Origin of the sequence: Pseudomonas sp. IC_126, assembly GCF_004331835.1 — a bacterium.
Taxonomy (GTDB): Bacteria; Pseudomonadota; Gammaproteobacteria; order Pseudomonadales; family Pseudomonadaceae; genus Stutzerimonas.
In genome coordinates this window covers 141,335-160,205 of record NZ_SJSS01000008.1, presented here as the reverse complement: position 1 = coordinate 160,205, position 18,871 = coordinate 141,335, and the positions used below count along the sequence as shown (strand labels likewise).

Sequence of the window (18,871 nt, the reverse complement as noted above, 5' to 3'; positions counted from 1 at the left end):
GCTCCCTGCCCCGGATGGATGTCATGTTCTGGCAACTGACACTGCTCGCCTATCTGACCGGCTCGCTATCATTCGCCATTCTACTTAGTCGCCTGGCGGGTGCCCCCGACCCGCGTGCTGGCGGTTCCGGCAACCCCGGCGCCACCAATATGCTGCGGCTTGCCGGGAGGCGCCTGGCGATCTCAACCTTGATCGGCGATCTGCTCAAGGGCCTGCTGCCGGTGTTGCTCGCTGCAGCGTTGGGCCTATCCATCCAGCAACAAGCCTGGATTGCGCTCGCAGCGGTGCTGGGTCATCTGTATCCACTGTACTTCCGCTTTCATGGCGGCAAGGGCGTGGCTACCGCCGCTGGCGCCCTGCTCGGACTTCACCCACCGACCGCACTGCTCGCGCTGATCATCTGGCTGGTGGTGCTCAAAGCGACTCGCACCAGCTCACTGGCCGCACTTGCGGCATTACCGCTCTGCCTGCCCTTTCTGGCCTGGCAACAGCCTGGCGCGCTCTGGCCCATGACCATACTGGCCGCGCTTATCGTCTGGCGTCACCGGATCAATTTGCGCGACCTGTTCGCAGGCACGGAGCGGCATTTCTAGACGGTTTGCTGCGTCATACCGCTGACAGCGTTTCCATTGGCCATCGCGCCTGAACTGAGATGTCCGGGCCATCCTGCTGACCAGCCAGTAATCGCTGACAACCGGCGTACGCGATCATAGCGCCGTTATCGGTACAGAAACGTGGCCGCGCGTAGAACACCTGCCCGTTCAACTCACCGAGCATGGCTTCAAGACTCTTACGCAGCGCCAGATTGGCACTCACGCCGCCAGCTATCACCAGACTATTAAGGCCCGTCTGCTTCAAGGCACGTTGGCATTTAATGGTCAGCGTCTCGACGACGGCCTGCTGAAAGGCCAGCGCAATATCGCAACGAGTCTGCTCGCCGTCGTCGCCAGCGTTACGGCAGTGCTGCCAGGTCGTGAGTGTGGAGGTTTTGAGGCCGCTGAAGCTGAAATCCAGCCCAGGCCGATCAGTCATCGGCCGCGGGAAGGTGAATCGGCCCGGCGTCCCGCGTTCGGCAAGCGCAGCGATTTCCGGACCACCCGGATAGCGCAAACCCATCAGCTTGGCCGTCTTGTCGAACGCCTCGCCGGCGGCATCGTCCACCGACTCGCCAAGCAGTTCATAACGGCCGATACCGTCGACACGAACCAGCTGCGTATGGCCACCGGATACCAGCAACGCGACGAAGGGGAACGCCGGCGGATGCTCTTCGAGCATTGGCGCCAACAGATGCCCTTCCATATGATGCACGCCGACTACCGGAATGCCCCAGGCAAAGGCCATCGCCTGGGCACAGGACGCGCCGACCAGCAACGCCCCGACAAGACCGGGGCCCGCGGTGTAGGCAACCGCATCGATCTGGCTTGAATCGCGCCCAGCTTCTTCGAGCACCTGACGAATCAGCGGTAGCATGCGCTTTACATGATCGCGCGAGGCCAGCTCCGGCACCACGCCGCCATAGACGCGATGCAGGTCGATCTGGCTGAACAGGGCGTCGGCCAGCAGGCCGAGCTCGCTGTCGTACAGCGCGACGCCGGTCTCGTCGCATGATGTTTCCAGCCCCAGCACCAGCATGGGCACAACCTTCAGAGAAGCGAATGAAGCCGCGCATATTAATCGCCGCGACCTTCGACCGACCAGCGCTTTTCGCTCAGCGGGCTTTGCATTCCCCGTGACAAGGCGTTAACATCCGCAACCCTTAAAACCAGCGTGCTCGCGAACATTTGCCGAAGCGCGTTGTAACCGGTAAACAAGTGAAGGTACGTCCTGGATGCCCAACGTTAAAGTTAAAGAGAACGAACCATTCGACGTAGCTCTGCGTCGCTTCAAGCGTTCTTGCGAAAAAGCCGGCGTGCTGGCCGAAGTCCGCAGCCGTGAGTTTTACGAGAAGCCCACTGCCGAGCGCAAGCGTAAAGCTGCTGCCGCAGTCAAGCGTCACGCCAAGAAAGTGCAGCGCGAACAGCGCCGCAGCGTTCGCCTGTACTGATCCAGTACAGCTGAAGCTGCATCAAGCCCGGCCTATGCCGGGCTTTGCATTGAAGGAGACTCCGCTTCGCCGGCTGGCGAATGGTCGGAGTTTTTTTCATTCCGGCCCGAACACTGCGAGCGTATTCTCATACCCCTATGGCCGGCCTGATACCGCAATCGTTCATCGATGATCTCCTGAACCGCTCCGACATTGTCGAAGTGGTGAGTTCGCGTATTCAGCTGAAAAAAGCCGGCAAGAACTACACCGCCTGCTGCCCGTTTCACAAGGAAAAGACCCCGTCGTTCAGCGTCAGCCCCGACAAGCAGTTCTATTACTGCTTCGGCTGCGGCGCCGGCGGCAACGCACTGGGCTTCGTCATGGATCACGACAGCCTGGAATTCCCTCAGGCCGTCGAGGAGCTGGCCAAGCGCGCCGGCATGGAAGTGCCCCGCGAAGAAAGCGGCCCCGGACGCAAACCGCGTCAGCCGGTAGATTCGCCGCTCTACCCACTACTGGATGCCGCCGCCGAGTATTACCGTCAGGCACTCAAGGGACACCCGGCCCGCAAGGCCGCAGTGGAATACCTCAAGGGCCGCGGCCTGTCCGGCGTCATCGCCCGGGATTTCGGCCTCGGTTTCGCACCACCCGGCTGGGACAATCTGATGAAACATCTGGGCGGCGACGCCCTGCAACAGAAGGCGATGATCGATGCCGGCCTGCTGATCGAGAATGCCGAAACCGGAAGAAGCTACGACCGCTTCCGCGACCGCGTGATGTTTCCCATCCGCGACAGTCGAGGACGCATTATTGCTTTCGGCGGCCGGGTGCTAGGCGACGACAAACCAAAATACCTGAACTCACCGGAAACACCGGTCTTCCACAAGGGCCAGGAACTCTACGGCCTCTTCGAGGCCCGCAAAGCCAACCGCGATCTGGATGAAATCATGGTCGTCGAAGGCTATATGGACGTGATCGCACTGGCCCAGCAAGGCCTGCGCAACGCCGTCGCCACACTCGGCACGGCCACCAGCGACGAACATCTCAAGCGGCTGTTCCGCATCGTCCCCAGCGTACTGTTCTGCTTCGACGGCGATGCGGCGGGCCGCAAGGCGGCTTGGCGAGCGCTGGAGTCTGCCCTGCCGAATTTGCAGGACGGTCGGCGCGCACGCTTTCTGTTCCTGCCGGAAGGCGAAGATCCTGACACCCTGGTGCGCCGCGAGGGCACCGATGCCTTCATGGCTCGAATACAGCAACAAGCCCAACCACTGGCCGACTACTTTTTCCAGCAACTCAGCGAAGAAGCAGACCCACGCTCACTGGAAGGCAAGGCGCACTTGGCCACACTGGCCGCGCCACTCATCGAAAAAATACCGGGCGCCAACCTACGCGCCCTGATGCGCCAGCGCCTCGGCGAGATCACCGGACTGCATAGCGAAGCACTTCAGCAGATGAGTGCCGCATCACCGAGTGCCGCTTCGGAATACGACGACAGCGTCTATTACGACACCGGCTCCGGGCAAGACGAAGGTGACTATTACGTACCGTCCGAACCGGCTCAGCCGAAACGCAATGGCAAGAAAGAGTGGAAGAAGGACTGGAAAAAAACCGGCCAGCAGCCAGACTTCAAAGCCCGAGCGCCAAGAAAACCAGCCACCGTAGAGCCGCCGGCTCTGACTACACTGCGCACGCTCCTGCATCATCCGGAGCTTGCCCAGAAAGTTGAAGATGTGAGTCATTTCGCCGCAGAAGATGACACCTACGCTCAGTTGCTCGTCGCGCTTCTCGGCACGCTGCAGAAGAATCCCAAGCTACGCAGCCTGCAGCTGATCGCTCGCTGGCATGGAACCGACCAAGGGCGTCTTTTACGCGCACTTGCGGAGAAAGAATGGCTGATCTCGGCCGATAACCTTGAACAACAGTTTTTCGACACCATTAAGACTCTGGCCACCAGACAACGTGAACGCAGCCTCGAATCGCTGCTCCGCAAAGCTCGCCAGGGTGAACTCAGCGCAGAGGAGAAAGATCAACTGCGCAACCTGTTAAATCGCAACTCAACACCCGCTATAGGGCACATCTAAAAACGTAGGCGAGGCAGGCAAGACAAGGAAAAAACAGGCGAGGACGCGGAATTTAGTTGGTCTAAATGAGCAGTCCGAGCCTGTTTTTAACGCAGTATTGCCAACGCAGATAGTTTTTAGAGGCGCACTAAATCGACCTCAACTGGCGCGTGAGGTCCCTGCTCGGCTATAATGCTCAGCTTGTTTTCAACCCGCCAGAACCGTCAGTGGATAGGGTTATATGTCCGGAAAAGCGCAACAGCAGTCTCGTCTCAAAGAATTGATCCAGCGTGGTCGTGAGCAGGGTTACCTGACTTACGCCGAGGTCAATGACCACCTACCGGAGGATATTTCCGATCCGGAACAGGTGGAAGACATCATTCGCATGATCAACGACATGGGTATCAATGTATTCGAGGTTGCCCCGGATGCCGATGCCCTGTTGCTGGCCGAAGCCGATACCGATGAAGCCGCCGCCGAAGAGGCCGCCGCGGCTCTCGCGGCTGTGGAAACGGATATCGGCCGTACCACCGACCCTGTGCGCATGTACATGCGCGAAATGGGCACCGTCGAACTGCTGACCCGCGAAGGCGAAATCGAAATCGCCAAACGCATCGAGGAAGGCATTCGCGAAGTGATGAGCGCCGTTGCCCATTTCCCGGGCACCGTGGACAGCATTCTCGCCGACTACGAACGCGTCACCAACGAAGGCGGCCGCCTGTCCGACATTCTCAGCGGCTATATCGATCCTGACGACGACGGCGCTGCCGCACCGCAGGAAGTCGAGCCTGTTGCACCTCAGGCGACGGCAAAGCCGGCTGCGGATGACAAGGACGACGACGAAGAAGACGACTCCGACAGCGAGGAAGAAGAAGGCGATGGCGGTCCGGATCCGGAAGTTGCTCGCGTTCGATTCGGCGCTGTCGCCGAGCAGTTGGAAGTCGCCAAGAAGGCCCTGAAGAAGCACGGCCGGGGCAGCCAGCAAGCGACCGACGCGCTGCAGGAGCTGGCCACACTGTTCATGCCGATCAAGCTCATCCCCAAGCAGTACGATGCGCTGGTCGAGCGCGTACGCGGCGCCTTAGGCCAGGTCCGCGCACAGGAACGCGCCATCATGCAGATCTGCGTGCGCGACGCGCGCATGCCTCGCGCCGACTTCCTTCGTCAGTTTCCAAGCAACGAGACCGACCTGGGCTGGGCCGATCAGCTGGCCAGCAGCAAGAGCAAGTACGCTGAAGCTATTGCCGCACGCAAGGAAGACATCCAGCGCTGCCAGGAAAAGCTGCTCACCCTGGAAGAAGAATGCGCACTGGTGATCGCTGACATCAAGGACATCAACCGGCGCATGTCCATCGGCGAGGCCAAGGCCCGCCGGGCGAAGAAAGAAATGGTCGAGGCCAACCTGCGCCTGGTCATCTCCATCGCCAAAAAGTACACCAACCGCGGCCTGCAATTCCTCGACCTGATCCAGGAAGGCAACATCGGCCTGATGAAGGCGGTGGACAAGTTCGAATACCGTCGCGGCTACAAGTTCTCGACGTACGCCACTTGGTGGATTCGCCAGGCGATCACTCGCTCCATTGCTGACCAGGCGCGGACCATCCGCATCCCGGTGCACATGATCGAGACGATCAACAAGCTCAACCGCATCTCCCGTCAGATGCTGCAGGAAATGGGCCGCGAGCCCACCCCTGAAGAGCTTGGCGAGCGCATGGAAATGCCCGAGGACAAGATCCGCAAGGTCTTGAAGATCGCCAAAGAGCCGATCTCCATGGAAACACCGATCGGCGACGACGAAGACTCGCACCTGGGCGACTTCATCGAGGACTCCGCCATGCAATCGCCGATCGACGTGGCGACCGTGGAAAGCCTCAAGGAAGCCACCCGCGAAGTCCTCTCCGGCCTCACCGCAAGGGAAGCCAAGGTCCTGCGCATGCGCTTCGGCATCGACATGAACACCGACCACACCCTTGAGGAAGTCGGCAAACAGTTCGACGTCACCCGCGAGCGGATCCGTCAGATCGAAGCCAAGGCACTGCGAAAGCTGCGCCACCCGACGAGAAGCGAGCATCTGCGCTCCTTCCTCGACGAGTAACCAGAACCCCCGGCCCCGCGCCGGGGGTTTTGCATTCAAGACCTGACAAAACAACGACGCACAACCAGCTTCGCTTGGCGCACCCGCAACACCACCGGTATAATCCGCCGGCCTCTGAGGGCCTATAGCTCAGTTGGTTAGAGCAGAGGACTCATAATCCTTTGGTCCACGGTTCGAGTCCGTGTGGGCCCACCAAATAAAGCTAAAAAATCAAAGCCTTGTGCGCGCAATACGCTCAAGGCTTTTTTGTTTTTACCTTTAATGCTCAAAAATGGCACTACAGTGCCTAACCATGCAGGCTTTAAAGACCAAGGAAGCAAGCTCAAAGCTTGGCAATCGAGACCTCAGTCGCCGAACCCGCTTTCGAAGCCCGCACTGATTGGCAGATGAGTGGCCTGCACCATGCTCCGTATGTGTTCCAGAACGGGAGAGGGTCTCGTCTTCGAACCGTGCGATGAGCTGCGCACAACGCTACGTGACCAATTGGATCTCATCGACCAGAAGGCCAACAAGATGATGCAAACCCGCAAGGTGCTCGAGAAGTTTCTGCGTGATGTTGAGTTATGACATCCGACGACGTAGTTTCTCACACAGGGTCGAGCAGGCTTGTGTCTGCTGCGTGGCCCCGCGTTCGAAACCAAGGCTGGCATTAGCAACATTGAGCAGCCACGACCGACCGATAGCTGCGGTCTCAGTGGGCACTCGGTAATGGCGTCCACATCGGGCGCCCGCTCTACAATCCGCTATCGGAGCGGCTCAGCCGCCCCTCACCTGCGGTTGGGGGCGGTGACAAACAGCTTGTCTTCTTGTCACACTTTAGACTTACCACGTTGCAACGTGGACGGGATCACGATCCCGGCATTACGAACCACAGCGCATTCTGCGCCTTGGCCCGAGGAACTCCCGTCCCGTGTCGATACGCGCCCGCCTCGTCTGGCTAGTTGTTGCGGTCATTGCGCCTTCGCTCGCCTTCGCGCTGTATGCGACCTATTCGGTATACCAATCCCAGTCGTTCCGGGTCGCACAGAGCATGGAGGGAACGACTCGCGCGGTCGCGCAGGCGGTCGACCGCGAGCTGGCCCGGTACGGTGCGATCGTATCGACCGTTGCGGCCAACCCGAGCTTGGCACAGGGCGACCTCCGTACATTTCATGCGCGACTCCAGCGGACCGCGCTCCCACTGGGTACAGGCGTGACGGTTTTCGACCCGGACGGCATTCCCTTAATCAACACGGAATATCCCTACGACCGTCCTCTACCGATGCCGCCAAGCATTCCGAGCGTAGCCAGCCAGGGAGCACGCACGCTGGAAGTAAGCCCGCTGTATCGCGACCCTCTTGATCGCACCCATTCCATCGCGCTCCATCAGCCCGTCCTACGCGATGGCAAGATTGCGTACTACCTGTCGATGGAGTTCCCGACAGCGGGGCTCAGGGCCATGCTCTCGGCCCAAGAGCTTCCCGAGAAATGGCTCGGCGTGTTGCTGGACCGCGACTTAAACATCGTGGCGCGTACGCGCGATGACCAGGCACATGTTGGAGAGCGTGCCAGCCCGGAGTTTCAGCGGCAGCTTCAAGCCCAGGCATCGCGCAGCGGTTCGCTCGAGTCGGTAACTCGTGATGGAGAAGACGTGGTTACCTTTTACAGCCGCGCTGAGTCGTCACACTGGACGGTGCTCATCGCAATACCGAAACAGGAACTGCTGGCGAGCGTCTTCGCGCCCATCGGCACGGCAGTGCTCGGCATCGCGCTCGTGCTGGCGCTGGCGGTGGCGCTTGCCATCGCCGTCGGCCGAACCATCACGCGGCCGCTGGCGCTGCTCGACCGAGCGGCCGAGGCACTGGCACGTGGAGAGGTGATCGGGGCGGCCGCAACGGGCATGCCCGAAACCGACCGATCAGCTCGGGTATTCGCCCAGGCCAGCTTGACTATCAACCGAGCCAACCAGGACATGACCGAGCGAGTCGCTGAAGCGGTTGCCCAGGCCGAGCGCTCTCATCAGGCGCTTTTACAGGGGCAAAAGCTCGAGGCGCTTGGGAGGCTGACCGGTGGAATTGCCCACGACTTCAACAACCTGCTGCAAAGCATGACGGTAGGGCTGCAGTTGGCCGATATGCTCAGCACCCATCCACGGGCGAAGCGGGCCATCGAGGCTTGCCAGCGCTCGGCTCAGCGGGGGACGCAGCTGACTCGCAAGCTAATGACCTTCAGTCGCGGGCGGACCAGTGAAGCCAAGCGCGTCGATCTTCGCAGTCTGATCCTGGGCATGCGCGAGTTGCTCCATGGCGCCCTGCCCAGCCGCGTGGAGTTGAACCTGGACCTGCCCGAAGGCAACTGGCCCATCGTGGTCGATCCGTTGCAATGCGAACTAGCCATCTTGAACATGGCCATCAATGCACGTGACGCCATGCCCGATGGGGGTACGTTGGACATCCGCCTCAGCCGGGTGGATCTTGGCCCGCAAGATGAACGGGGACTTGCCAGTGGCGCCTATCTTCATCTAATAGTGGCCGACACCGGTTACGGGATGAGCAAGGAAATCCAGGCGCGAGCGTTCGAGCCCTTCTTCACGACCAAGGCCGTGGGTGAAGGGACCGGGTTGGGACTGGCACAGGTGTATGGATTCGCCCACCACTCAAGCGGAGCCGTATCGATCGACAGCGAAGTCGACAATGGCACACGCATCGCCCTCGTGTTGCCGTGCGCAAATAAGACGGCCGAACCTGTGACAGTGAAATCGCAGGCGGCCATGCCGTTAACGGGGACTGCCAGGGTGCTGCTGGTCGATGATGATGAGGAGGTGCGCGACGTCGTCGCTCCCATGCTCGAGGAGCTGGGTTATGCGGTCGATGTGGCTGGCAACGCCGAGATGGCCCTCGCCAGGCTCGCCGCTTCCGATCAGCCAACTGTCGACCTCCTCTTTTCCGACGTTGTGATGCCAGGCGACCTGGACGGGGTGGGATTGGCCGAGCTGGCTCGGTCTCGTTATCCGGACCTGCGGATCGTATTGGCGACCGGCTATACCGAACGAATCCCAACAGAGCATGGCATGCGCATACTCACCAAACCGTTCTCGATCGAGACGTTATCCGCGGCCGTACATGACGCCTTGGGGCTGCGTTCAGCTGGATTGACTCCGTAACACCGTTACCTAACCGACGACCTTCCGCTGGCGTTTCAATAACGGCTATGCGAGGAGAGAGACAAGCGCGCCCCTCGTCGCTCTCAGTTTCTGCAGTAGTTCGTTCCAGCGTGCAAGTGACCGCCAGAAGAACGATGCGAGCTGCATCTCGGATAATAGCCAGCTCTGGATCTCGCATGGGTGCTCTCTTCGATCAGGCCTGCACCGGCGGACCGGACCGAGCCACTATCCGAAGGCTGTTAAGGCTTTACGCTTTGTATGGATCATCAGATGCCCCTTCACGTCACTGCTGAAGTGTCGCTAGCCCAGTTGGCCCATGGCATGCGCTCTACGCCTGGCTGTCCAGCAGAACGCGCACCAGGACGCTTAGTTGCTCAAGTGTGAAAGGTTTGGGCAACACCCTATTACTGCGGCGCTCCGTCGCTTTCTCCAGTACCGGGTTGGAGGCAAAACCTGTGATGAACAGGACCTTTAGCCTCGGGTGGTCAAGCCGAATGGCATCCGCCAGCGATACCCCGTTCATGGCGCCCGGAAGCCCAATATCGGCAATCAGCAGGTCAATCTTGCCGGCTTTTCTCCACCTGCCTGAACGCCGATTTGCTGTCGACAGCCTCCATTACACGGTAACCCAGCTCACGGAGGACTTCGCTCGCAACTTGGCGTACCGTTGTCTCATCGTCGACAAACAGTATCGTTTCTTCATGACTCGCCGCGGGCAGGGACGCCGGCTCGGGCGGCGGAACGGCCTCGACCTCTCCCGCCTCCTGCCAGGGGAAGAACATCGTGACGGTCGTGCCGATTCCGGGCTTGCTGTGTATGCGAACCTGACCGCCTGACTGCTGGGCAAAACCATAGATCATGGATAGACCCAAACCGGTGCCTTGCCCGGTTTTCTTGGTCCTGAAGAACGGATCGAATGCCCGCGCAAGCACCTCCGGGGTCATGCCTGTCCCGGTATCGGTGACCGAAATTCCGATGTACTGGCCCGCTTGCAGGTCGCGTGCAGCCGCGAAATCACCCCGAATGTCATGGCGACGTGTCTCGAGGTTGAGATTTCCCCCCTCCGGCATGGCATCGCGCGCATTGATGGCAAGGTTGAGCAACGCGTTTTCGAGCTGATGGGGATCGCACCGGATGGTGTCATTGGCGGAAAGGCTCGTGGTCACCACGATATCCGGGCCGACAGTACGACGAATAAGCTCTTCGAGGCCGGCGATGATCTGGCTGGGCTGGACATACTTCGGCGCTAGCGGCTGCTGGCGGGAAAACGCCAACAGTCGATGCGTTAGTGCGGCGGCCCGGCGTACGGAGGTCATCGCCAGCGCATTGTAATGGCTCAGCTTTTCGAGGTTGCCCGCATCGAGACGTCGCTGCATCAGTTCGAGACTGGTGGCGATGCTGGCCAGCATATTGTTGAAATCGTGAGCGATGCCGCCAGTCAGTTGGCCGACCGCCTCCATCCTCTGGCTCTGTCTGAGCTTCGCCTCCGCCGCGTCTCGTTCGTCCTGCGATTGCCTGTACTGGCGCGTGCGTTCCTTCATCCACACCGAGCTGGAGCTGACCCACCAACCCCGGTTTCCAGCCAACGCCGCTTCGCAGTAGCACGGCCTGGCGATCCTTGGTGAACTCCACAAACTTGGCGAGTGGGGTTTCCAGAGCCTCGCTGACCAGGCGGCAGGCTTCGTTTAAAACTTCATCCATGCTCTGGGAAAACAGTGCCAATTCACCGAATTGGGCCAGAACCTTGCGCTGGCGAAGCAGTACCTGTGCACTACCGGCAGTTCTCATGATGGTCTCGATGGCGAAGGCTCTCGTTTTTCGAGCACAAGAACTGAAGATGCGTTCCCGAGCAGCCGCGAGAAGCAGCTACCGGTCTATCGTCGCCCGCAGAACGGCCGTTAGCCTTCAAAGGAACAGCTCGAGCCGGGGCGTTGGAATAACGAGGCATGATCAGGCTGCGGTTGATGCACGACATCCCGACAGCTGATAGAGGGGTGTAATGGCTGATGGAACATTGGCCTTGCCACCCACCTCGTTCGTCAGTGGCGTTCAAGTACAACCGACTCCGGGCGATAACTGCTTCGGTGCTTTTCCGAGACCCTCCGTCTACGCCCGGATAGCGGGTGAAGATATTTGTTTTGTTTTGGAGTCAATGATGTTTGGAATCCGTCTTGGTATAGCTGGGCAGCTTGGAGTGGCGCTTTCAGCCATCCTCGCCGTCGTGATAACCGGCAGCAGCTTGTTTGCCCTTCGCTCGCTGGTCCAATCAACCGAACAGGCGCACCGCCAACATCTCGCCAGCGAAGCACAACTGCTAGCTGACCAACTCGCCACTTTTCACGGAACATTGAAGACCAGTACGCAGCGCCTAGCCACGCTGTTCGAACGCCGTTTTGAATCGGGTCTGACGCTAGACCCAGCGACCGGCGGGAACGAGCCTTCGCTTTACCTGGACGGGGAGCGGCTGAACGGCAACTTTGTCTTGGTCGACGAATTCACGAACCTCACCGGCGGCGCGGCCACCATCTTCGCGCGCGCCGGTGATGACTTTGTCAGAGTTACCACGTCGGTCAAGAAACAAGACGGAGCGCGCGCCATTGGTACGCTGCTCGAACGCAAGCACCCCGGCTATAGCAGGCTCATCGAAGGGCAATCCTATGTAGGTCGCGCAACCCTTTTCGGTCGCGAATACATGAACCAGTACACTCCGGTTCGCGATACTGCAGGGAAGGTCATTGCCGTGCTGTATGTCGGTTTCGACTACACCGACACCCAGCGGGAGCAGTTCGACGGCCTCTCGGCGTTCCGCATCGGCAATGGCGGCTCGCTCGCCGTCCTCGACGACGCCGGCCAATGGCTGGTCAAACCCGCTGGCGCTACCGATCTGGACGCTGTGACCCGAGCAGCGGAACACACCAACGCAGGGGAAGGCTTCGAGTGGGCACAAGGCAACGAGACATTTGTAAGCATGGTCGCGCCCGTTCCAGGCGATGACTGGCAGGTCGTAGCCACGCTTCCTCAACGCCAGATCGATGAACTGGCCTGGAGCGTGGGCGGCCGCCTTGCGCTTGGCAGCCTGCTCGCGCTATTGCTGGCGGTCGCGGCGTCTATCGCCCTGCTGCGGCACAAGCTTCGCCCGCTGGCTCGCTTGGTCGATCAAGCCCAGGCGTTCGGCGAAGGGCGTCTCAGCGTTCGCATGGCGGTCGATCGGGACGACGAGATAGGCCTACTATCGTCCAGCTTCAACCGCATGGCCGAGTCATTGGGAGGGACCGTTTCGCAGGTTCGCGACTCATCCTCGAACGTGACCCGCCGCGCCGACCAGTTGAACACGCTTGCCGCCAACACTGAGCAGCGGACCGCCGAGCAATCGTCGCAGATCGACACAATGGTCAGTGCAATTGAAGAATTCAGCGCCACGGCGCAAAGCATCGCCGATAGCATGCAAAGAACCGAGCAGCTGACCACCGAAAACGTTGCTCAAACGCGCCGGGGAACCGAGTCGATGCGAGCGGCTTCAGAGGCGCTGTCACAGATTGCACGCTCGCTCGGCACTACCGGCGATGTGGTCAATGGCCTTGGAGAGCGGTCCCAACAGATTGGCGGAATCATCGGAGTCATCAGCGGCATCGCGGAGCAGACCAACTTGCTGGCACTCAATGCGGCCATCGAAGCCGCCCGCGCCGGCGAGCAGGGCCGCGGCTTCGCCGTCGTTGCGGACGAGGTGCGCAGCCTCGCTGCGCGAACCAGCCAGGCCACGCGTGAGATCTCGGAAATGATCGGCGCAGTACAGGCGGAAACGTCGCGTGCCATGACGTCTATTGCGGGGGGCAATCGTCTTATGCAAGAAGGACTGACGCTCAACCAGACGGTTGATGATGCCCTGTCCCAGATCGAGAACCAGGCGGTCAGTACCTTGGATCAAATCGCCGATATCGCTAGAGCCACCCATGAGCAGAGCTCCACTGCTTCGCTGCTAAGCCAGAACCTCCAATCGATTGCGCAAGACAACACGGCTAGCCGCAAGGCTGGTACCGAGCTTGCCGGTACCGCTCGTGAGCTGAAGAGGCTTGCCGAAGCGCTGGACAGCGGGGTCAAACGCTTCAGCTAATACAGCAACATGCGGAGCGCTGTTACGAGGCTCGCCTGCCCTACTCTGCTAAAGGCATTGGTTCGTTTAGAGCGAATAATGCAAAAAGAACGGCACCGTGCTGCGGCGCCGTTGTTCCTTTAGTCCACGGTTCGAGTCCGTGTGGGCCCACCACCTTCAAAGCCGCGCATTGCGCGGCTTTTTCGTCCACTAGGACTGCGTCATGCTGGCTGCTGCCAGCCGGCGCGATGAGACATCTGCAACCGCAACCCGGCTACACTCCAGTCCACAGCCTGCCACCTGCGATGTCATGGCCTTGATATCCAACTGCCCGCCTCCACTCTAAACAGCAGCCCTCATCGTGGAGAATCCTTATGACCACCCTCGTCGTACCCTGCGCGCATTGCGCTGGACTTAATCGCGTTCCCGCCGAGCGACTGAGTGAAGGGCCGCGCTGCGGCCGGTGCAAGTCTGCGGTTCTGGTTTCCACACCTTTTGAGTTGAGCCAGGCGAGCTTCGCCAATCAGACGAAGGGTGATCTGCCGCTACTGGTGGATGTGTGGGCCAGCTGGTGCGGGCCGTGCCGCAGTTTTGCGCCGGTGTTCGAGCAGGCGGCTGCGCAGTTGCAGGGGCGCTGCCGGCTGGCCAAGCTGGACAGTGAGGCCAATCCGCAATTGTCGACCCAGCTCGGTATTCGCTCGATTCCAAGCCTGATCCTGTTCAAGGACGGGCGCGAAATTGCCCGCCAGAGCGGCGCTTTGCCGCTGCCCCAGTTGCTGGCGTGGCTCAAGCAGCAGGGTGTGCAGTGAGGTGAGAAAGGCTCCGCGCAGCCAGCACGGCCCGTTGCCATGAACCAGCTGCGCACTTGAAAACCTGCAACAGACAACAAACTCCTTAGCTTGGTTCCCAGCGGAAGGCGTACCTCTTATCTGGATATCGCACGCAATGTTTGCCTCTGTCCGACCTCGATTGGATAATGCCGCCACTTTCACGGCGGACATTTACCGATAGTCGCTGTACAGGGACGTCGACACGCCAACAACAAGGCTCGCGGACGAGCCGGTGAGTTCTCGCGTGATTCAATTCGATATCGATCAATGGCAAGCCTGGGCTCCAGGCTTGGCAAGCGCTGATGACTGGGCGATTTGGGCCCGGAATCCGCGCGACCTCGAAAGCAGCGAGGCACAGCCGGATGTCAGCTTCCTGCCAGCCATGCAGCGTCGGCGCCTGAGCCGTTTGGCGCGTATGGTATTTGCCGTGGCCTCGCCGTTGGCTACCGAGCAGATGCCTCTGGTCTACGCCTCCCGCCACGGAGAAACCGCGCGCACCTTTTCCATCCTCAATGATCTTGCGCGCAACGAAGCTCTCTCGCCGACCCAATTCAGCCTGTCGGTGCATAACGCGATAATCGGTCTCTGGTCGATTCAGCAGCGCGACACCAGCGAAATGACAGCGCTCGCAGCTGAAGGCGATGGTCTGGAGCATGCCGTGCTCGAAGCGGCGATGCTGCTCGAAGAGGGTGCGCCAGCCGTTCTGGTGGTCGTTGGCGAAGATCAGACACCACCTGTCTATGCTCCCTGGATCAGCGATGTCAGCTTTCCCTATGCCGTGGCGCTATTGCTCAAGCCCGGCCACGGTTGGCGGCTGAGCCTCGAAAACGCCGATGAAAACAGCGCCCGGACACCTCGACCACACGCCATCGAGCTGATTTGCGCGTTGCTCGACGGTCGCCACACCTGCACGCACCAATGGAACAGACGTCAATGGATCTGGCAGCGAACTCGCTGAACAAGCATCGCGACGCGCCATGGCTGTGGCGTTTGATCGCGACAGGACTGTCCTTTGCGCTGTTCGGCGTTGGCGGTCTTTGTTTGCGGCTGCTCGTTTTCCCTCTGCTCAACCTGCTGCCCGGCGATGCGGCCATACACCGCCGCCGTGCGCGCCAGACCGTGAGCCGGCTGTTCTGGCTGTTCGTCCAGTTTATGTATCGCAGCGGCGTGCTGACCTATGAAGTCGAGGGGGCCGAGCGCCTCGGCCGGCCCGGGCAGCTGGTGATCGCCAATCACCCTTCGCTGATCGACGTGGTGGTGCTGATCGCGCTGATCCGCGATGCCAATTGCGTGGTCAAGCAAAGCCTGTGGGACAACCCCTTCACCCGTGGTCCGATCCGTGGGGCGCAGTACATCAGTAACAACGGCAGCGCGGACATGCTCGACGAAGCCGCCGACGCGCTGCGACAAGGCCAGACGCTGATCATATTCCCCGAAGGGACGCGCACCACGCCCGGCCAGGCACCGCAATTCCATCGCGGCGCGGCGGCGATTGCCGTGCGCGGCGCACGCCTGGTGACGCCTGTGGTGATCAGCGTGACGCCTACCACTCTGACCAAGGCCGAGCCCTGGTATCGCATTCCGGCAAGACGTTTTCATTTTCACCTGCGCGTCGGCGAAGACATCGACCCGCGGGCGTTCGCCGCACAGGGGGCGGCGCCCATCGCCTCGCGGCGACTCAACGACCATCTGCATCGACACTTCATAAAGGAGCTCGCACTCGATGAGCCAATTACAGCTTGAAATCAAGCAACTGATCATCGACGCCCTGGGTCTGGAAGACCTCGGACCGGATGACATTCCGACCGATCAGCCGCTCTTCGGCGAAGGGCTCGGACTGGACTCGGTCGACGCGCTGGAGCTGGGTCTGGCTATTCAGAAGCGCTTCGGCATCAAGATCGACGCCGATGCAAAAGACACCCGCAAGCATTTCGCCAGCGTCGACAGCCTGGCCGCCTACGTCAGCGCCAACCGCGCCGTCGCCTGAGGAGAGCCCAACGTGAATACTCGTGACGAAATCTTCCAGACCCTGCGCGATGCGCTGGTCGAACTGTTCGAGCTGGAGCCCGAGCGCATCACTCTCGAAGCCAACCTCTATCAGGACCTGGAGATCGACAGCATCGACGCCGTCGACCTGATCGATCACATCAAGCGCCAGACCGGCAAGAAGATCGCCGCCGATGAGTTCAAATCGGTGCGTACCGTGGGCGACGTCGTCGAGGCGGTGTATCGCCTGGTGAACACGCAAACGGCTTGAGCCACACCCAGGGAAGCCAGGCGCCGGCCGGCATACGGCCGGACAATGCGTCCTCACGCGCAAACGGACAGCATGCGATGCAAGTACCCGCTCGAACAGGCAAGGCGAACGCCAGCCGGCTGATTGGTCTCGGCCTACTGCTGGCCGGCCTCGCCTATCCGTTTGCGGTGTATCTGGGCCTGGAGCACCTGTCGCCACGGCTGTTCGCCTTGCTGCTTGGCGCGTTGTGGCTAGCACGGCTGCTCGGCGGCAAACAGACTTCACTGAGCCGCACCGTGGCGGCCGTGGCCTTGCTGTTCTGCCTGCTGCTCGGCGCCGCGGACGCCTCTGCGCTGCTGCCTTGGTATCCGGTGCTAATCAGCCTCGCGCTGCTCGGCCTGTTTGCCGGCAGTCTGTGTTCCGGCATGCCGATCATCGAGCGCCTGGCGCGACTGAGCGAGCCCGAACTGCCTCCGGCTGCGGTGCGCTATACGCGGAAGGTGACCTGGGTCTGGGTGGGCTTTTTTATCGTCAACGCCGGCATCGCCAGCGGCCTCGCGCTCTGGGCGCCGTTGAGCTGGTGGACGTTGTACACCGGGCTGATCGCCTATCTGCTGATGGGCTTGCTGTTTGCCGGTGAGTGGCTGGTACGCCAGCGAGTCAGGAAACGTATATGAACTGGATTTCATTGGAGCATCTGCTCGAGCAGGCGCCCAAGTCGCGTCAGGTTACCCTGGAGCCGACCCTCGACCACGCCGAACTGCGCCAGCAGGCACTACGCCTGGCTGCCGGCCTGCGCAACCGCGGCGTCGCTCGGCTCGCGGTTCATCTGGAAGATGCCGGCGAGCTAGCTATCGCCTTGCTCGGCGCCTGGCGAGCCGGCGTGACGGTATTGCTGCCGGCGGATCTGCAGCCCGCGAGCCGCTCGCGCCTGGCGCATCAGGCCGATCTCTGGCTGACGGATCAGGACGGCGACGCCCGGATTTCCGACCTTCTGGCCGAGCCGCTCGAAGGGGCGAAGCTGGACTTGGACCAGTGCCGCCTGTTGCTCTGCACGTCCGGCTCCAGTGGCGAGCCGAAACTGATCGACAAGCGCCTGCGCCAGCTGGCGAACGAAGTGCAAGCGCTCGAAGCACATTGGGGTAGCGAGCTGGGCGATGCCTGCGTGATCGCCAGCGTCGCCGCGCACCACATCTATGGATTGCTGTTCCGCGTGCTCTGGCCACTGTGTGCCGGTCGCCTCTTTCTGCGCCGTGCCCTGCCATTTGCCGAAGACATCCAACTGGCCAGCCGTCAGCACGCCAGCTTCTGCTGGGTCGCCAGCCCGGCGCTGCTCAAGCGAATGGGCGACAACCTCGATTGGGCAGCCCTGCGCGGCGTGCGGCGGATATTTTCCTCGGGTGGCCCGCTCGATGCCGATGCCGGGCAGCGGCTGCAACAGCGCCTGGGCCAGACGCCAACGGAAATCTACGGCAGCTCGGAAACCGGTGGCATCGCCTGGCGCCAGGGCGGCACGCTGTGGCAGCCGTTCGCCGCCGTGCGGCTGACTCAAAACGACGACGGCGCGCTGCAGATCGCCTCACCTTTCCTGCCGCCCGGCCATGTCGAACAAACCGCCGATGCGGCGCGTATCGAGGCCGATGGCCGCTTCGAACTGCTCGGCCGGCTGGATCGCATCGTCAAGCTCGAAGAAAAACGCATCTCCCTGCCCATGCTGGAAGCGGCACTGGCCACACACCCTTTCGTCAGCGAAGCACGCCTCGGCGTCATCACCGACAACCGGGCCTACCTCGGAGCGCTGGTTGCCCTCAGCGATGCCGGCCTGCATGCGCTGCGCAACGGCGGTCGGCGCGCCCTGACCGAGACCTTGCGCAAACACCTGGCGAGCCACTGCGAGACGCTGGCCCTGCCACGCCGCTGGCGGCTGGTTCGGCAACTGCCCTGTAACGCCCAAGGCAAACTGCCGCAGGCGCAACTCGATGCCGTGTTGCAGGCACCGCGCCCGATGCTGCCCGAGCGAATCAGCGCGAACCAGGACGATGACCAATGGCAGCTGAAGCTCGGCGTGCCGCTGGATCTCGCGCATTTCACCGGCCATTTTCCACAGACGCCCGTGCTGCCCGGCGTGGTCCAGATCGACTGGGCCATCAGCCTCGCCCGCGAATTGATCGAAGACCTGCCACCACGTTTTCAAGGCATGGAAGTGCTCAAGTTCCAGCAGCTCGCCCGGCCTGGCGATCAGCTGCATCTGACCCTTCGCTTCGACCGCGAGCGCAGCAAGCTGCATTTCGCTTACCGCAACGGCGACGCGCCCTGCTCGTCCGGTCGCATTCTGCTGGGAGAATACTCGTGACCACGCTCACCCCAATCGCATCCGGCGCCGATCGGCAACTGC

16 protein-coding genes, 1 tRNA gene and 1 pseudogene are annotated in these 18,871 nt (G+C 61.2%); 15 read left to right on the top strand and 3 right to left on the bottom strand.

The annotated features are described in order from the left end of the window. Positions 1-23: 23 nt before the first annotated feature. Positions 24-593, top strand: a complete 570-nt coding sequence (gene plsY, locus E0D86_RS20205; RefSeq protein WP_131651822.1) for a glycerol-3-phosphate 1-O-acyltransferase PlsY — start codon at positions 24-26, stop codon at positions 591-593. Between the two features lie 13 nt (positions 594-606). On the opposite strand, the gene tsaD is transcribed toward plsY, so the two are convergent. Further along, complete coding sequence (gene tsaD, locus E0D86_RS20200) at positions 607-1,632, bottom strand: tRNA (adenosine(37)-N6)-threonylcarbamoyltransferase complex transferase subunit TsaD (protein WP_131651821.1); 1,026 nt, start codon at positions 1,630-1,632, stop codon at positions 607-609. Positions 1,633-1,828: 196 nt separating this feature from the next. On the opposite strand from tsaD, the gene rpsU reads away from it, so the two are divergent. The 5 genes from rpsU to E0D86_RS20175 all read left to right on the top strand — a co-directional run bounded on the left by rpsU (position 1,829) and on the right by E0D86_RS20175 (position 9,320). Further along, positions 1,829-2,044, top strand: coding sequence for a 30S ribosomal protein S21 (gene rpsU / locus E0D86_RS20195; protein ID WP_003283508.1), 216 nt, complete (start codon positions 1,829-1,831; stop codon positions 2,042-2,044). A gap of 137 nt (positions 2,045-2,181) precedes the next feature. Beyond that, on the top strand, positions 2,182-4,104 hold the full coding sequence (gene dnaG, locus E0D86_RS20190) for a DNA primase (RefSeq protein ID WP_131651820.1): 1,923 nt from the start codon (positions 2,182-2,184) through the stop codon (positions 4,102-4,104). 220 nt (positions 4,105-4,324) lie between these two features. Beyond that, complete coding sequence (gene rpoD, locus E0D86_RS20185; RefSeq protein WP_131651819.1) at positions 4,325-6,178, top strand: RNA polymerase sigma factor RpoD; 1,854 nt, start codon at positions 4,325-4,327, stop codon at positions 6,176-6,178. A gap of 118 nt (positions 6,179-6,296) precedes the next feature. Beyond that, positions 6,297-6,373 (top strand) — tRNA-Ile (locus tag E0D86_RS20180). Positions 6,374-7,088: 715 nt separating this feature from the next. Continuing rightward, complete coding sequence (locus tag E0D86_RS20175) at positions 7,089-9,320, top strand: ATP-binding protein (protein WP_131651818.1); 2,232 nt, start codon at positions 7,089-7,091, stop codon at positions 9,318-9,320. A 328-nt stretch (positions 9,321-9,648) separates the two neighbouring features. Here E0D86_RS20175 and E0D86_RS22075 read toward each other — a convergent pair whose 3' ends face one another. Together E0D86_RS22075 and E0D86_RS20165 are read right to left on the bottom strand one after the other, a co-directional pair. Beyond that, a complete protein-coding gene (locus E0D86_RS22075) occupies positions 9,649-9,843 on the bottom strand; it encodes a hypothetical protein (RefSeq protein ID WP_371924096.1) in 195 nt (64 codons plus the stop codon). Between the two features lie 34 nt (positions 9,844-9,877). Further along, positions 9,878-10,861: an ATP-binding protein gene (locus E0D86_RS20165; protein ID WP_131651817.1), complete on the bottom strand. Its 984-nt coding sequence runs from the start codon at positions 10,859-10,861 to the stop codon at positions 9,878-9,880. Between the two features lie 458 nt (positions 10,862-11,319). Between E0D86_RS20165 and E0D86_RS22070 the strand changes: the two are divergent. From E0D86_RS22070 to E0D86_RS20125, 9 genes and pseudogenes are all read left to right on the top strand, one after another. Beyond that, positions 11,320-12,573: pseudogene (locus tag E0D86_RS22070) on the top strand (Cache 3/Cache 2 fusion domain-containing protein); the annotation flags it as partial. Then, entirely contained in the window at positions 12,571-13,431 is an 861-nt protein-coding gene (locus tag E0D86_RS22065) for a methyl-accepting chemotaxis protein (RefSeq protein ID WP_371924098.1), read from the top strand. The pseudogene E0D86_RS22070 and the gene E0D86_RS22065, both read left to right, overlap by 3 nt. A 353-nt stretch (positions 13,432-13,784) precedes the next feature. Then, the gene (trxC, locus tag E0D86_RS20155; RefSeq protein ID WP_131651815.1) at positions 13,785-14,219 is read left to right on the top strand and encodes a thioredoxin TrxC; all 435 of its coding nucleotides are present in this window, start codon (positions 13,785-13,787) and stop codon (positions 14,217-14,219) included. Between the two features lie 265 nt (positions 14,220-14,484). Beyond that, positions 14,485-15,198, top strand: a complete 714-nt coding sequence (locus E0D86_RS20150) for a beta-ketoacyl synthase chain length factor (protein ID WP_131651814.1) — start codon at positions 14,485-14,487, stop codon at positions 15,196-15,198. After that, complete coding sequence (locus tag E0D86_RS20145) at positions 15,174-15,983, top strand: 1-acyl-sn-glycerol-3-phosphate acyltransferase (protein WP_131651813.1); 810 nt, start codon at positions 15,174-15,176, stop codon at positions 15,981-15,983. The genes E0D86_RS20150 and E0D86_RS20145 overlap by 25 nt, the downstream gene beginning before the upstream one ends. Then, on the top strand, positions 15,964-16,227 hold the full coding sequence (locus tag E0D86_RS20140; protein ID WP_131651812.1) for a phosphopantetheine-binding protein: 264 nt from the start codon (positions 15,964-15,966) through the stop codon (positions 16,225-16,227). The genes E0D86_RS20145 and E0D86_RS20140 overlap by 20 nt, the downstream gene beginning before the upstream one ends. Before the next feature lie 12 nt (positions 16,228-16,239). Beyond that, positions 16,240-16,497 carry an acyl carrier protein gene (locus tag E0D86_RS20135; RefSeq protein WP_131651811.1) on the top strand — a complete coding sequence of 86 codons (258 nt, stop codon included), beginning with the start codon at positions 16,240-16,242 and terminating at the stop codon, positions 16,495-16,497. Between the two features lie 77 nt (positions 16,498-16,574). Beyond that, positions 16,575-17,153, top strand: coding sequence for a hypothetical protein (locus tag E0D86_RS20130; RefSeq protein ID WP_131651810.1), 579 nt, complete (start codon positions 16,575-16,577; stop codon positions 17,151-17,153). Then, positions 17,150-18,829, top strand: a complete 1,680-nt coding sequence (locus tag E0D86_RS20125; RefSeq protein WP_131651809.1) for an AMP-binding protein — start codon at positions 17,150-17,152, stop codon at positions 18,827-18,829. Before E0D86_RS20130 ends, E0D86_RS20125 begins: the two co-directional genes overlap by 4 nt. Positions 18,830-18,871: the final 42 nt, after the last annotated feature.